Origin of the sequence: Lysinibacter sp. HNR, assembly GCF_029760935.1 — a bacterium.
Lineage (GTDB): Bacteria > Actinomycetota > Actinomycetes > Actinomycetales > Microbacteriaceae > HNR.
Genome location: NZ_CP121684.1, coordinates 346,409 through 360,386, shown reverse-complemented (window position 1 = coordinate 360,386; position 13,978 = coordinate 346,409). Strand labels below are relative to the sequence as shown.

The window sequence follows — 13,978 nt, the reverse complement described above, 5'->3', positions numbered from 1 at the left end:
ATGGTCGCAAGACCGTCGCACTTTACTGAGAGATTGTCGGTCATGTGTGTTAACAGTCGGGTACTGGACTTATAGGCTTGAAGGCTGGTGCTCAATCCATTCCTTCACGGCGTCCTCGGGGAACAGACTCAATCCGAAACCCTCGCCGCACAATCCCCCGGCAGGTAAGGTGCTGTGGGACTCGCGCTACAACTCGCACGAGCAAAGACCTCGAGTGACGTGAGAATCACGTGGCGATTATACCTGTATTCCAAGCATCCAGACCCAGCATAAGTCTTTGTTGAGTGTCCGCACCGAACCGTCAAGATACCCCAAAATATGAACACTACGCCAGACTCCCGATGGAGAACTCTAGCTCCGCCCTAGATGGGCAGGAAGAGGGGTGAAACACCCGATCTGCCGCTCTCTACGAAAAACCTGAGTCGCGACACCGTTTGTCAACGATGTCGCGACTCAGGACATGTGTAGCTGGAGCGGGACTTGAACCCGCGACCTCACGATTATGAGTCGTGCGCTCTCACCAACTGAGCTACCCAGCCATAATAGCTTTGGTTCAAGCCGCTGGAGTGCGATTATTATCAAAGCCAGAGCCCCGAGCCAGGATTGAACTGGCGACCCCTTCCTTACCATGGAAGTGCTCTACCACTGAGCTATCGGGGCGCTTACTCACACGCGTTCAAAAACAACACGCAAAAGAGCAACCGTTAGAGAATAGCACCTTCCGGGACACAAACGCCAATCCAGACACAACTTTTCAATCACCTCTCTTCTGGGGTGCCCCGCACCGCAGCGCACCCGGAAAACCTACAGACAAGGACGGTGCCTTGCTTATACCCAGCCAACTTCGATAGAAAAGGATCAGGGACAGTCCAACCCAAGGGACCTATTTCCACACCGTGATTGGAGAACCAAAATCATGACTCACACCACACCGGGAAACGAGTGGTGGCGCACAGCCGTCATTTATCAGATTTATCCCCGCTCGTTTGCCGACTCCAATGGTGACGGCATCGGTGATATCCCGGGTATTACGGATCGCCTAAGCGCACTTCAAAACCTCGGGGTTGATGCGATATGGCTCTCACCGTTTTATACCTCTCCGCAAAACGATGCGGGCTACGACGTCGCAGACTATACCGACGTTGATCCCCTCTTTGGCACTCTCTCCGATTTTGATCGTATGCTCGATCGGGCGCACGAACTGGGCCTTCGGGTGATTATCGATCTGGTTCCCAACCACTCATCGAGTGCCCATCCCTGGTTTCAGGAAGCGCTCGCTTCTCCTCCGGGAAGCGAGGCCCGCGCCCGATACATTTTCCGTGACGGCCGCGGCTCTGATGGAGAACTTCCTCCCAACAATTGGCAGAGTGTCTTTGGCAGCCCCGCCTGGACCCGCACCACCAACACGGACGGAACCCCCGGCCAGTGGTATCTGCACCTCTTTGACTCTTCGCAGCCCGACTTTGACTGGAACAATCCGTGGGTTCACGAACAGTTTCGCTCGATCCTTCGCTTCTGGCTCGATCGGGGTGTAGACGGTTTTCGGGTTGATGTTGCGCACGGCCTCTACAAGGCGGATGGCCTTCCCGATTGGACTCCCCCTCGCGAGGCAGGGAGCATGGGCGGGAGCCTCGAAAACAATCAGACTCCTCCTTTCTTTGGACAGCCCGGAGTGCACACGGTGTATCGCGATTGGCACACCATCTTTGCCTCCTACGAGGGTGACCGGGTTTTGTGCGCCGAGGCCTGGGTGGAGCCCCTTTCGCAACTCGCGCTGTGGGTGCGTCCCGACGAGATGCACCAGGCGTTTAACTTTTCCTATCTGACAACGGGGTGGTCAGCATGCGCAGTCCGCAAGATTGTTGACGACTCCATCGCGGCCTTTAGCGCCGTGGGGGCACCGAGCACCTGGGTTCTTTCCAACCACGACGTTGTTCGACACGCAAGCCGCCTTGCCCTCACCGCGGACAATCCTCAGGGTGACGGAATTGGGCCACGCTCACCGGGACTACCCGATGCCACGGTCGGGCTGCGCAGGGCCCGTGCAGCATCCGCCCTCATGCTTGCCCTACCCGGTTCTGCCTACATCTATCAGGGTGAGGAGCTGGGACTGCCCGAGGTGATTGACCTCCCCGATTCGGCCCGTCAGGATCCCACGTGGTTTCGCAACAACGGCAAACGCTACGGTCGTGACGGATGCCGAGTGCCGATCCCCTGGGAGGCTGACACCCCGGCCTACGGCTTTAATAGCACGGGTAAAAGCTGGCTGCCTCAGCCGGATGATTGGAGTGCTCTCGCTCGCTCCGCGCAGGAAAGGGTCGAGGGCTCCACGCTCGAATTGTACCGGGCAGCGCTTCGGCTACGTCGGGAATACTCGCTAGGTTCCACACAACTCAGGTGGCTGGCAGAATACCCGGACAATGTTACTGCGTTTGAGGTCGGAAACGTCCGGGTACTCACCAATTTTGGTACCGTTCCCCATCGACTCCCCGAGGGTGAGGTGCTGCTGCGCTCATCAGGTACAGCCGGGGAGTCTCTCCTTCCCGAGTCAACGGTGTGGATGAGGGCTATGTAGCGGGGTGGTACAGGACCTCATCACACAAGTCGAACCCTCTCTCGATGCTCCCCCTTACGGTAACGAATCAAACACTGAATACAAAAGTGTTATCTGCACACCACGCCGCACTCGGTGAAGCACAAGTTTGTGGATGCGGAGATGACGATGCGCGTGGCCGTTAATCAGAAAGTGTTTGCTTGAGAAGAGACCGCCGCTTTCTTGCGAGGAACTTTATAATATAGTGAGCAGAATACGCATTTAAATTAGGGGATGCGCACTTCAGAAAGGGGAGCATCATTATCGTCAAAAGAGTTCACTTTGGAACTTCCGACTTAGACGTGGCAGAAAAGTTTTATCACACGATGCTCGAGTTGCCGGTGGAGCGCACACACGAACACCTGGTAGTGACAGTCGGTTGGACAAAGCTTGTGATCAGCGGCTCCGGTGCGGTTCACGGTGCACAGCACCTGGCCTTCGAAATCCCGCGCAACCAATTCGAACCTGCTAAGCAGTGGTTGAAATCACGTACGAGTCTGTTCTGGGACGAGGGCGCAGATGATTTTGAGGGCCCGGAATCCTGGAATTCGCGGTCGGTCTATTTTGAGGGGCCAGACGGCAGCGTGCTTGAACTCATCGTCCGACGTGACGTACCAAACGACAAGGAGGGCACCTTCAGCGGGGCAAGCATCCTCGGGGTTAGTGAGGTCGGAGTTCCGGTCACCGATGTTTCCGTGTTCGAGCGCGAGGCGCAAAAGATTGGTCTTGAACCCTTCGGCCCGGGAGGTCCGAGGTTTCGCCCTCTCGGCGATGAAAATGGGCTTCTTATTGCTGTTGAACGTGGACGCGAGTGGTTCCCGACGGAATACCGCGCAGTTCCGGATCGCCTCGATATTGAGGTTGACGTGGATGGCGTGGGCGAAATCGTTGCAAACGAGCTCACCCGAATTCGGGTCGTGTAGCAACCCGGAAAGGGTTGTCTACCGGGCCGCGGAGAATGGTTTCCAAACACTAAGCCGGCTCTTCGGGGTTTAGCGGGGTGCTCATCGCATACGATTGAGCCGAGGGGTCTCCAGTTCGGTTTTACCAATTACAACAACACCCTGATGCAGCTACTGATACAACCCAAAAAAACAACCAGGTCGCTGACCGACCCACCCCAACACAACAAGCTGAGACGCAGTCACAACTCATGTGAGACATATGTCCCGACTCATCACAACGGTGGCGAGTGAGGGATTCGAACCCCCGAAGTCGATGACAGCTGATTTACAGTCAGATCCCTTTGGCCGCTTGGGTAACTCGCCTTTTTGCCCTAAGCCGCAACCAGTACGGCACCAAGGCACTCGACAAGAATAGTATGAATCTGACCCAGAAGCCAATTAAGAATAGAAAAATCACATTTCTCCACAGCTCTGATTGTTCCTCACATTTACCCCGCTTCACATCGCCTCCCTCCTCGGGAAGAGCTACACTGAGCGCATGGTTAAAACAGTTACGTGGGACTACATCGATGAGACCAGCTTTGCGGCAGAAACGCCGGAGACCGCCCGGATAACAGCAGAGAAATTCCTCGCGATTGCCAGAGATTCACACACGGAATACGGCGACGATACCTCACCCGCCGCGCTGTACATAGCAGCCGCGGAGTGCTTCCACGACGCGAGCCTACCGCGTCGCGCCTACGAAGCTGCACGGGAGGCACAGGATGCGGAGGGCGAGGTCGCCCCGGATAAACGCGTTTATCTCCTGGATGCGCTTCTGCGAACAAATCAACAACCCGAAGCACAAAAACTCGCGGATACCCTAGGCAAAGAGAACACCCAAGACCCCATGGTCTATTCCTTCGTGGGTGAGACCTACGCAGAGCTTCACAACACCGAGCAGGCTCTCGACTGGTTTGATCGCGGCATTCGCATGATGGATCAACTCATCGACGATGCGTCCGACCTCAACCTCAATGAGCTTGCACAGCTTCTCGAGGATCGTGAACTTCTCATCCTGGGTCGCCACGCCGTGCGCGAAGACGCAGGGCTCCCCGCCGACAAACTTGATGAGGAAGCCCTTGAAATCTTCGCAGCCCATGAGGAAGATGACGACGATCTTCTCTAGTCCCACGTCACCGTCATATGACGCTCGTACAACAAACCAATTGGTACCCACAAGAATTCTGACTACCATATAGGTATGGCAGATTCTTCGTTTGATGTTGTAAGCAAGGTCGACAAAATGGAGGCGAATAACGCCCTCAACCAGGCCAAAAAAGAGATTGAGCAGCGCTACGATTTTAAAGGTGTTGGGGCATCGATCGATTGGAGCGGAGACAAGATCCTCGTCAAGGCCGACACCGTCGAGAGAGTAAAAGCTGTTCTTGATGTGTTTCAATCCAAACTCATTAAGCGCGGCATCTCGCTCAAAAGCTTAAAGGTCGAAGACCCCTACCCCAGTGGCAAGGAGCACCGCATCGAGGCCGCCCTTAAAGAGGGCATCGACCAGGAAAACGCCAAAAAGCTGAACAAGCTGATCCGAGACGAGGCACCCCGAAGCGTTAAAAGCCAGATTCAGGGAGAAGAGCTTCGGGTCTCCTCCAAGAGCAGAGACGACCTTCAGGCAACCATGTCGATACTGCGTGCCGCCGACGTTGAGGTTGACCTGCAATTTGTCAACTTCCGCTGATATGGAGAGCTGAGCGATGACCGACAATATAAAGTTCACCGACGTATTTGACGCACTGCTCTTTGACCTAGACGGCACGCTTATCGATTCAACACCGTCGGTCATTCGTTCCTGGCTGCGGCTTGCCCAAGAAGAGGGTTTTGATCCGCGACTGCTTCTTGACAGCCACGGCAAACCCGCCGAGCACACGCTACGCACTCTCGTTCCAGCCGAGCGCGTAGAAGCTGCTCTCCAGCGCATTAACGAGTTAGAAGAGTCGGACACCGAGGGCATCGTTGCTCTTCCCGGAGCAATAGACCTTCTCACCTCACTACCATCCGGAACCTTTACAATCGTTACCTCCTGCACACGGGTGCTGGCGCGTATTCGGCTTCGCGCTGCCGGGCTGCCAGAGCCCGATAGTATGGTGACCTTTGACGACGTTTCTCAGGGAAAACCGCATCCCGAACCGTTCCTCCTAGGAGCGTCCCGGCTCGGCGCAGACCCCACACGCTGCCTCGTGTTCGAGGATGCGCCGGCGGGTCTCACGGCGGCCCGAACGGCGGGGTGCGCAACCCTCGGGCTGGTGGGAGATCACGTGGCGGGTCCACTCAATGCGGATATCACCACAGACTCCCTCACCGCGGTGCGGGCAGAGCAGACAGCAAACGGAACTCGCGTGAACGTTTTTGACTAGGGGAAACACACCCTAGAATTCAAAGTCCACTGCGGCACGCGCGGCAAAAATGTGTCGATGGCCCGCAACAACCTCAAGATGAGCGGGGTGTGAATCATACGCCTCGAGACTCGCAGCACTCTCAAGGTCAACGATGAGCGTGAGGTGCCAATTAGTTTCCTCGCGCAGAGAGTTCACCCCCACCTGCAAATTCTTAATCTGGCTAATCTGCGTGGGTAATGCTTCCAACGCGGCTTTAAACGCCGCGATCTGGGATGCCCGTATATCGGGATCATCCGCTGCAATTTTCCAGCTCACAACGTGACGGATAGCCATCTATCTACTTTCTGCATGAAGTGCTCGGAGTAGGCGCTCGGGATCAATGCGCCAGTAATTATGAACTTTTCCGTCTATGAGTAGCACCGGAATTTCCTCAACGTAACGCTCAAAAAGCTGCTCGTCATCGAGTATCGACTTCTCAACAAGTTCAAAGTCCCTTCCCGTCTCCATCAGTGTTGGATGCGCGAGCACCGCGGTAACCACGTCTCGGGCATCATCACAGAGGTGACAACCGGCTTTACCTATCAGCGTCAATTCGGTTGTTGCCATAATCACCTAGCTTAGTCCCCTCGTTTCCAGGGCAGCCTCAGACCGTCATAAATGGACCCAAGGAGTCCCAATCGACCAGTATCATCGCCCTAAGTTTTTACACCGCATGAAAATAAACTCTGGATACAAAATAGACAAGTGAATTTACTAAAAAGATGAATAGTTGGCGTCAACAGAAGGTGGCGGAGCGCGTCGGCTCTCGAATCCGTTCAGCCCGTCGAGTGCAAAAGCTCACCATTGAGAGCCTTGCGGAGGAGTGCGAGATGCACCCCACCAGTCTCGGTAGGGTCGAACGCGGGGACACATCACCCACACTCCAAACACTGTTTAGAATCTGCATAGCCCTTCAAATAGACATGGCAGAGCTTGTCCACGGAATCACCGACGAATCCCAGGCATAACAAGAGCGCTAGAACCAATGAGGGCCCTAGCGCTCACACTTTTCAAAAGAAAGCTGTTACTTCTTATTGCGACGCTGGTGACGAGTCTTACGAAGCAGCTTACGATGCTTCTTCTTTGCCATCCGCTTGCGGCGCTTCTTAATTACAGAACCCACAAAAAACCTCACACGATCTATAAAATTTAGTCAAAAGATAAAACTACCGACAGAAACACCATTCTAGTGGGCAAAAACCCTAACTGCGAAACTCAGGTGCCTGAGAATCTTCCCTCATCTCGTAAACCGCAACTCAAGAACACCGGCTCAAGAACGCAGCCGGAAACGTGCAACCAGTTCACGAACGGTATGCCCAGCATCCGCAGCAGCACGTCCCAGCGAAGCGGCTGCGCTCTCCACTCCCTCGCTCAAAACCTGGTCGTCATCTTCTACATCGACAAACTCCACCGTAACGTCGCCGTCAAAGTCGGCACTCAGAAACGGCACAACAAAGTCTTCGACCTGTTCTAACGGCTCGTAAGAAAGCGTGTAGAAGCGATGCTGCCCCTCCTCGCGGACCGACACCAGATCCGACTCACGTAGCACTTTAAGATGCTTTGAAACGGTTGGCTGACTCAGCTCAAGCTTGGCCACAATTTCAGAGACGCTGATCTCTTTCTCCTGCCGATATCGTTCAAGCAGAATAAGCAGAATGTCGCGTCGAGTCGCATCCGCAATAACATTGAATATATCTGGCATACATACAGGGTACTTGCCTTTGTGTGTAGCATGGCAAACAACTAAGAAAACTTCTAAAATAAATCGCGTTCCCCTCGCGCGGTACCAAGGATACGAATGACCCGCCCCATAGCCGCTACGCAGCTTCCACTGCTGAAGCGCATCCGCAAGGCGATGAATCATTTTGTAGAGTCGTGGCCCGCTCGCTTTGCAATCACGGTCTTTAGCGCGCTGATTCTGCTCTTCACCGGGCTGTTGATGCTTCCCATCTCTGCCGCGGATGGCTCCCCCACCCCGTTGGTCAACGCCTTCTTTACAGCGATGTCTGCCATCTGTGTCACCGGATTGACGGTTGTTGACATGGCCACGCACTGGTCCACCTTCGGAAATATTGTTGTGCTCCTCGGTCTGCAAATTGGTGGCATCGGCGTATTGACGGTAGCAAGTCTCCTGGGGGTTGCCGTGTCACGGCGTCTAGGGCTTAAACAGCGCCTACTCGCGGCAAGCGACAACAACCCGGCACGCGCCCACCACGGCCCCGTGGCGGAGAGCCAAACGGTGCGTCTCGGCGATATCGGCGGATTATTGGGAGCGATTGTTTCCAGCGTTCTGGTGATTGAGGGAACCCTCACCCTCCTCATCCTTCCCCGCCTGCTGCTCACGGGGGAAACGTTTCTCACCTCCCTGTGGCAGAGCTTCTATTTTGCGGCCTCCGCCTTCACCAACACCGGTTTTGTGCCCACCGCCGCCGGAATGGAACCCTTTAAAACCGATCCGTACATGCTCATAGTCTTGGGCGTGGGAGTCTCCCTCGGGAGTATCGGGTTTCCGGTCATTTTTGCGCTTTACCGGTTTGCCCGAGCGCGCGGTTGGCGCAGACCTCACAGGCTGCCGCTGCACGCCAAGCTCACTCTTCTCACCACCGGAGCTCTCATTGCCCTGGGCGCCCTCGCTATTGCCGGGTTGGAGTGGGACAACGACGCAACGCTGGGTGAACAGACGTTTGGTCAGCGCATCCTCTCTTCCCTCTTTATGTCGACCATGACCCGCTCGGGCGGACTCTCGACCCTTGACGTGGGCGAGATGAACGGCTCCACCCTGCTCAGCATGGACATGCTCATGTTTGTGGGGGGCGGATCGGCGTCAACCGCGGGCGGGATCAAGGTAACAACCCTGGCGGTCTTGTTCTTAGCCGCTTTTGCGGAAGCTCGAGGGTACAAAGACATCCAGGCGTTTGAACGACGAATTCCCACCGAGGTGCTGCGGGTTGCGGTGAGCGTTGTGCTGTGGGCCGCGACCATTATTGCCACCTCAACAATCATCCTGCTCCAGATGACAAAGCTACCCCTCGACTACGTGCTATTTGATGTAATATCGGCGTTTGGCACCTGCGGACTCAGCACGGGTGTCACAGAAAACCTGCCGGACGCAGGAAAATATGTTCTTGCCGCTACCATGTGGGCCGGTCGAGTTGGTACAGTTACTCTCGCCGCCGCAGTGGCCGCGAGCACCCGCTCGCAATTTTTCCGCAGACCAGAAGAGAGGCCAATCGTTGGTTGATCGTATTCGTCACGACTCCCCCGTGCTCATCATTGGACTCGGGCGTTTTGGGGCTGCCACAGCCGGTCAACTTGATCGCCTGGATCGCGAGGTCCTTGCTGTCGAGATCGACCCTGTTTTGGTACAAAAATGGGCAGACCGGGTGACCCACACGGTACAGGCCGATGCCCGCTCAATGGATGCTCTCATCCAGCTGGGAGCCAAAGACTTTGATATCGCCGTTGTGGCGGTGGGTTCCTCGGTGGAGGCCAGCGTACTGGTCGCAGCCAACCTGGTCGACCTGGGAATTCCCCAGATCTGGGCCAAGGCCATGTCGCAGTCGCACGGCACAATACTGGAGCGCATCGGAGTCAACCACGTGATCTACCCCGAACGCGAGGCTGGGGAACGCGTGTCCCACCTGGTCTCCGGTAGGATGCTCGACTTCATCCAGTTTGACGACGACTTTGTGCTGGTCAAGATGTATCCCCCGAAGCCCATCCGCGGTCTCTCTCTCAACGAGAGCGGGGTGCGTTCTAAATACCGCGTCACCGTCGTGGGGGTGAAAACCCCGGGCAAAGACTTTACCTACGCCACCGGGGAAACCGTGGTCTCCAATCACGACCTGATTATCGTCTCGGGAACCGAGTCTGACATCGAGCGCTTTGCGGCCATGTAGTCACTGAGAAAGCGTCCGGGTTTATGAGTCCCGGCCTGTGGGACGCTGCCAGGATGTAAAACACATCCAGAGTACACACAGACATAGCCTCTTGCTAATCTCATCGATGAGCGATAACTTAACGATAATCGATAAGTTTTTCCTGTCGGTGAAAGCCAAGGAGCACCATGAGACCGCAATGAAAACGCGCCGCAACAAAATCGGGATGGGGAAACAAAGCGGTGCTCTGGTTAGTGTTTATTGCGGCCATCATCACGGGTACCAGCGCGCTTATACTGACGGTTGTGAGCATAGCTATTCAGCTCTCTTCAGGGCAGTACAGCGTCACACTCAACGCAGAAACACCGGTTCCAGATAGTTTTGGAACGGCCCTTATCAATACAGGCACGTTCACCTCGGCCAACCTTCTCGTCTCAGACATCACACCCGCCGCCGTCACGTTTCTTATCGCCGGACGCCTCATATCCCTCCTCACAACCCTGACGATCGCGGTGTCGGTCACGCTGCTTAGCTGGGGCAATTTGCGTGGACACCCGTTTAGACCTCCCATTACACGAAGTTTCATAATACTCGGAGCGACCCTCATGATCGGTTCACTGCTCAGCCAAGCGCTCAACGGTTTTGGCGGATGGTTCGTTGCAGAGCAACTCAACGGAACGAGAAACGTGGACTACTACTGGCCTTTCAGTTTTAATATCACAACGACACCAATCATCGCCGGGGTCATTGTTCTTGTTATTGCGCTGACTTTTGAAACCGGTGAGCGCATACAGCGCGACACGGAAGGGCTCATCTAGTGACGTTTTCAGAGCCGACGGAAACCGGCGTTCACTGTCGCCTTGACGAACTACTCATAGACCGCAGGATCACTCTCACCCAGCTGAGCAAACGGGTGGGCATTTCCCTGGTTAACCTTTCGGTACTCAAAAACAACAGGGCCAGAGCAATCCGATACTCAACCCTTCTATCAATCTGCTTAGAACTTAATTGCGAAGTTGGGGATCTTCTGGTTATCGACCCCGCCGTCCGCCCTGGGGAAGGGCCTCAGTAATAGTGAGAGGTTCTTGCGAAGCTACACCACCACAAAGTCCTTCAATAGGCCCTTCCAGTACGCTCGCCACTGCTCTACCTTCTCCGCCGATTCCAGCTTGCTGTGATTCAGCGAAAATGTAACCTTTTCCGGCACCTTCTGGTAAATATCAACGCTGATTCGGGAGCCGTCCTCCAGGCGGCAACGCCAATAGCGCCACTCGTTTGCGCCGCTGATTGAGGCTTCCCCCTCGACGGGAACGGTATTAAAATCCTGACGATCGGCAATAAATGTCTCCCACCTATCGCGAGCGCCGTCCACCGTTCCCACCAGTGTTCTACTCACGGTCACAGCAAAGCTTCCTCGGCGACTTTGCCCGGGGGAACGAAGACCCGCCTGCTGTTCAAAAGCGATCGCGGTTGCCTGTGCCCACCACCCCGAGTTAATCGGTAGGCTCACGATTTCTTCGTAGGCAAGAGCGGCAATTTCTGGATGAGAAAGTTGCGCGGCGCCGTGGGAATTAAAAAAATCGAGCCACTGCGCCCAGGTTTTTTGCGTAGCTTTTTCTATTGCGGGAATATTGGATGCTCGCACCATAGGCCCATTCTATTCCCACTCAGGCTCGATCTTTCGAGTTCTTTTCCACCCGACTCACGCACACAACATGGCTGCACCCTACGATACAGCCTCCTCAAATCGGTGCGTTGCGCTGACGACCGCGCTTAGGGGGAAGAGCCCAACTCCCGTGCACGGGCAAGAGCAGCCTCGACGGCGTCAACAAACACCTTGTCGGGAATATGTTTCTGAAACACCGCGATCGCGCGCTCTGTGGTTCCCTGCGGGCTCGTTACCTGCCGTCGCAGCTCAGCCGGGTTGGTGCCGGTAGCAACCACAAGTTCGGACGCACCGGCAAACGTTCCCTCCACCAGCACCCTGGCCTGTTCTGCATCGAACCCCAGGGAGACAGCCGCCGCCATCAGTTTTTCGATAAAGAGAAAAACATATGCGGGCCCCGATCCCGAGATGGTGCTGAGCGCGTCTAGCTGGGATTCGGGAACAACAATCACGGTGCCAACCGTCTCAAAAACAGCGGTAACAAGTTTCAGGTCAGCCTCGCTCGACCGGCTCCCGTGGCTCAGGCCCGTCACGGCCTTCCCCACCACGGCGGGGGTGTTGGGCATCGAACGTAGCACGGAGATGTTTGGGGGCAGAGCGTCCTCATAGGTTTTGGAGGCCACCCCGGAGGCAACGCTCACCACAATGGTGCCGGGTTCAAGGGCGTCGGCAATCTCGGCCATAAGATCTGAAACCATCCAGGGTTTCACCGCAACCAAAACGATCTGCGCTCCAGTCACCGCCCTGCGATTTGCGTCGGGGTCATTCTCGAGCGCGTAGGCGATAACGTCATCGTCTCCGTCAAAAGCCGCCGCTTTTGACGCGGTTCGGTTGGTCACACGGATGCCCCCCGAGGGCCGCACCAGCGGATTACGTAGTCCCGAGAGAATGGCACCCCCCATCGATCCGAGTCCAAGGATAGCAATAATGGGTAATTGAATATTCTCTTTATGGGCGGTCACCCCACCATCATAGAATGGTATGAACACCCCCACCGCAGAAATCGGAGAACCTGTGAGCGCTTCAGGCGGAAGAAAAGCCATAATCGCAGCATTCGGAGCAAATCTCGGAATTGCGATTGCAAAGTTTTTTGCGTGGTTTATCTCGGGTTCCTCCGCGCTGCTGGCGGAGGGAGTGCACTCTCTCGCCGACTCCGGCAATCAGCTTCTGCTACTCCTGGGGCATAAACGCGCCAGGCAAAAGGCAGATCGGGAGCATCCCTTTGGTTATGGACGCGTGCGCTTTGTCTACGCGTTTGTAGTTGCCATCATTCTCTTTACTGTCGGCGGCGTTTTCTCTGTATACGAGGGTGTGAATAAAATTCAAGACCCTCACCCGCTTGAGGCGTGGTGGCTGCCCGTTGGTGTGCTGCTGGTGGCTATAGTGCTAGAGAGCTTCTCGCTGCGCACCGCCGTCCGCGAAAGCAATCCCCTGCGCGGCAATAAATCCTGGGTTCAGTTTGTGCGGCGTTCCAAGGCCCCCGAACTTCCCGTGGTTTTGCTCGAGGATGTTGCCGCCCTTGCCGGTCTTGTCATTGCACTGTTGGGTGTGGGGCTCACCACCATCACGGGTAATGGCCTTTTTGACGGTATTGCAACAATCCTTATTGGTATTCTTCTCATTGCCGTTGCGATCATTCTTGGCGTAGAGATCAAGAGCCTGCTTGTTGGCGAGGGCGCCTCTGACGAAGATATCGTTCTTATTGAGAAGGCTCTGCTCAGGGACGACGAGATTGAGCGAATCATCCATATGAAGAGCCTCTATCTTGGCCCTGACGAATTTCTGATCGGGGCAAAGATCGCTGTTTCTCCCCGCAAAACCATTGCTGAGCTCTCGGTACTAATTAATAAAGCCGAGGAGCGCATCCGCAACGCGGTTCCCGCAGCGCGCGTGATCTATCTCGAGCCCGACGTATACATCGATCCTCACGACCCGGCACCCTCCACGGAGGCTATTGTGCTGAGAAGCTCCGACTAGCGCGCACGCCCAGGTATAGATAGAGCAGCCCCAATAGGCGGATGCGGTAAAAGCAGCATCCCGCACACCTTTGGGGTATCGACAGTGAGGTGTCGGTCAATAAATATCGCCACAATCGCTATTGATTTTGTATACTAAACCAAACGTGAATCATATTTACTAACATAAGAGGTAACAAAATAGATACTTCATACCGTGGCTCATGTCATGTAAAAAAATACGATGCAAGAACACCTCTTAGTTTCACAGCTGTACTGTCTCTGCTTTTTATCTCGTTCGGGGCACAGCCCGCCTCAGCCGTCACTCCCATTGCCGAGCAAATAGCTCTTATAGCCAGCTATAGCGGCCAGTCTCCCTCGGGAGCGGCAATCTCGCCCAATGGAACCACCGCATATATTGCCAACACCGACAGTGAGTCTGTCTCCATCGTCGACGTTGCCAGCAACACACAAACCGGTTTTATCGCAAACTACAGCGGGGGCGCACCGTGGAGCATCGCTTTTTCACCCGATGGAACGGTCGCCTATGTC

At 55.3% G+C, this 13,978-nt stretch carries 17 protein-coding genes and 3 tRNA genes; 11 read left to right on the top strand and 9 right to left on the bottom strand.

Annotated elements, in window-relative coordinates; translation table 11 throughout:
* Positions 1-465: 465 nt before the first annotated feature.
* Together FrondiHNR_RS01605 and FrondiHNR_RS01600 are read right to left on the bottom strand one after the other, a co-directional pair.
* A tRNA-Met gene (locus FrondiHNR_RS01605) sits at positions 466-539 on the bottom strand.
* Positions 540-588: 49 nt separating this feature from the next.
* A tRNA-Thr gene (locus FrondiHNR_RS01600) sits at positions 589-660 on the bottom strand.
* 256 nt (positions 661-916) lie between these two features.
* Between FrondiHNR_RS01600 and FrondiHNR_RS01595 the strand changes: the two genes are divergently transcribed.
* The gene (locus FrondiHNR_RS01595) at positions 917-2,575 is read left to right on the top strand and encodes a glycoside hydrolase family 13 protein (RefSeq protein WP_279353505.1); all 1,659 of its coding nucleotides are present in this window, start codon (positions 917-919) and stop codon (positions 2,573-2,575) included.
* Between the two features lie 320 nt (positions 2,576-2,895).
* A complete protein-coding gene (locus FrondiHNR_RS01590) occupies positions 2,896-3,516 on the top strand; it encodes a hypothetical protein (protein ID WP_279353504.1) in 621 nt (206 codons plus the stop codon).
* 263 nt (positions 3,517-3,779) lie between these two features.
* Here the strand turns inward: FrondiHNR_RS01590 and FrondiHNR_RS01585 are convergent.
* Positions 3,780-3,861 (bottom strand) — tRNA-Tyr (locus FrondiHNR_RS01585).
* Between the two features lie 175 nt (positions 3,862-4,036).
* Here FrondiHNR_RS01585 and FrondiHNR_RS01580 point away from each other — a divergent pair.
* The 3 genes from FrondiHNR_RS01580 to FrondiHNR_RS01570 all read left to right on the top strand — a co-directional run bounded on the left by FrondiHNR_RS01580 (position 4,037) and on the right by FrondiHNR_RS01570 (position 5,906).
* Positions 4,037-4,666, top strand: a complete 630-nt coding sequence (locus tag FrondiHNR_RS01580; protein WP_279353503.1) for a hypothetical protein — start codon at positions 4,037-4,039, stop codon at positions 4,664-4,666.
* A 75-nt stretch (positions 4,667-4,741) separates the two neighbouring features.
* Positions 4,742-5,230: a YajQ family cyclic di-GMP-binding protein gene (locus FrondiHNR_RS01575; protein ID WP_279353502.1), complete on the top strand. Its 489-nt coding sequence runs from the start codon at positions 4,742-4,744 to the stop codon at positions 5,228-5,230.
* A 16-nt stretch (positions 5,231-5,246) separates the two neighbouring features.
* On the top strand, positions 5,247-5,906 hold the full coding sequence (locus tag FrondiHNR_RS01570; RefSeq protein WP_279353501.1) for an HAD-IA family hydrolase: 660 nt from the start codon (positions 5,247-5,249) through the stop codon (positions 5,904-5,906).
* A gap of 12 nt (positions 5,907-5,918) precedes the next feature.
* Here FrondiHNR_RS01570 and FrondiHNR_RS01565 read toward each other — a convergent pair whose 3' ends face one another.
* Together FrondiHNR_RS01565 and FrondiHNR_RS01560 are read right to left on the bottom strand one after the other, a co-directional pair.
* The gene (locus FrondiHNR_RS01565) at positions 5,919-6,221 is read right to left on the bottom strand and encodes a Dabb family protein (protein WP_279353500.1); all 303 of its coding nucleotides are present in this window, start codon (positions 6,219-6,221) and stop codon (positions 5,919-5,921) included.
* Complete coding sequence (locus tag FrondiHNR_RS01560) at positions 6,222-6,494, bottom strand: glutaredoxin family protein (RefSeq protein ID WP_279353499.1); 273 nt, start codon at positions 6,492-6,494, stop codon at positions 6,222-6,224.
* Positions 6,495-6,649: 155 nt separating this feature from the next.
* Between FrondiHNR_RS01560 and FrondiHNR_RS01555 the strand changes: the two genes are divergently transcribed.
* On the top strand, positions 6,650-6,895 hold the full coding sequence (locus FrondiHNR_RS01555) for a helix-turn-helix transcriptional regulator (protein ID WP_279353498.1): 246 nt from the start codon (positions 6,650-6,652) through the stop codon (positions 6,893-6,895).
* A 56-nt stretch (positions 6,896-6,951) separates the two neighbouring features.
* Here the strand turns inward: FrondiHNR_RS01555 and FrondiHNR_RS01550 are convergent, their stop codons facing one another.
* Positions 6,952-7,050 carry an AURKAIP1/COX24 domain-containing protein gene (locus FrondiHNR_RS01550; RefSeq protein ID WP_003792170.1) on the bottom strand — a complete coding sequence of 33 codons (99 nt, stop codon included), beginning with the start codon at positions 7,048-7,050 and terminating at the stop codon, positions 6,952-6,954.
* 147 nt (positions 7,051-7,197) lie between these two features.
* Positions 7,198-7,629 carry a metalloregulator ArsR/SmtB family transcription factor gene (locus tag FrondiHNR_RS01545; protein WP_279353497.1) on the bottom strand — a complete coding sequence of 144 codons (432 nt, stop codon included), beginning with the start codon at positions 7,627-7,629 and terminating at the stop codon, positions 7,198-7,200.
* A 96-nt stretch (positions 7,630-7,725) separates the two neighbouring features.
* On the opposite strand from FrondiHNR_RS01545, the gene FrondiHNR_RS01540 reads away from it, so the two are divergent.
* From FrondiHNR_RS01540 to FrondiHNR_RS01525, 4 genes are all read left to right on the top strand, one after another.
* Complete coding sequence (locus FrondiHNR_RS01540; RefSeq protein ID WP_279353496.1) at positions 7,726-9,168, top strand: potassium transporter TrkG; 1,443 nt, start codon at positions 7,726-7,728, stop codon at positions 9,166-9,168.
* Complete coding sequence (locus FrondiHNR_RS01535) at positions 9,161-9,826, top strand: TrkA family potassium uptake protein (RefSeq protein WP_279353495.1); 666 nt, start codon at positions 9,161-9,163, stop codon at positions 9,824-9,826. Before FrondiHNR_RS01540 ends, FrondiHNR_RS01535 begins: the two co-directional genes overlap by 8 nt.
* A 221-nt stretch (positions 9,827-10,047) precedes the next feature.
* Positions 10,048-10,623: a hypothetical protein gene (locus FrondiHNR_RS01530; RefSeq protein WP_279353493.1), complete on the top strand. Its 576-nt coding sequence runs from the start codon at positions 10,048-10,050 to the stop codon at positions 10,621-10,623.
* On the top strand, positions 10,623-10,877 hold the full coding sequence (locus FrondiHNR_RS01525; protein WP_279353492.1) for a helix-turn-helix transcriptional regulator: 255 nt from the start codon (positions 10,623-10,625) through the stop codon (positions 10,875-10,877). The genes FrondiHNR_RS01530 and FrondiHNR_RS01525 overlap by 1 nt, the downstream gene beginning before the upstream one ends.
* Positions 10,878-10,898: 21 nt before the next feature.
* Here FrondiHNR_RS01525 and FrondiHNR_RS01520 read toward each other — a convergent pair whose 3' ends face one another.
* Together FrondiHNR_RS01520 and proC are read right to left on the bottom strand one after the other, a co-directional pair.
* Entirely contained in the window at positions 10,899-11,453 is a 555-nt protein-coding gene (locus FrondiHNR_RS01520) for a hypothetical protein (RefSeq protein WP_279353491.1), read from the bottom strand.
* A 125-nt stretch (positions 11,454-11,578) separates the two neighbouring features.
* On the bottom strand, positions 11,579-12,433 hold the full coding sequence (proC, locus tag FrondiHNR_RS01515; protein WP_279353490.1) for a pyrroline-5-carboxylate reductase: 855 nt from the start codon (positions 12,431-12,433) through the stop codon (positions 11,579-11,581).
* A gap of 52 nt (positions 12,434-12,485) precedes the next feature.
* On the opposite strand from proC, the gene FrondiHNR_RS01510 reads away from it, so the two are divergent.
* The gene (locus FrondiHNR_RS01510; protein ID WP_279354442.1) at positions 12,486-13,448 is read left to right on the top strand and encodes a cation diffusion facilitator family transporter; all 963 of its coding nucleotides are present in this window, start codon (positions 12,486-12,488) and stop codon (positions 13,446-13,448) included.
* Positions 13,449-13,978: the final 530 nt, after the last annotated feature.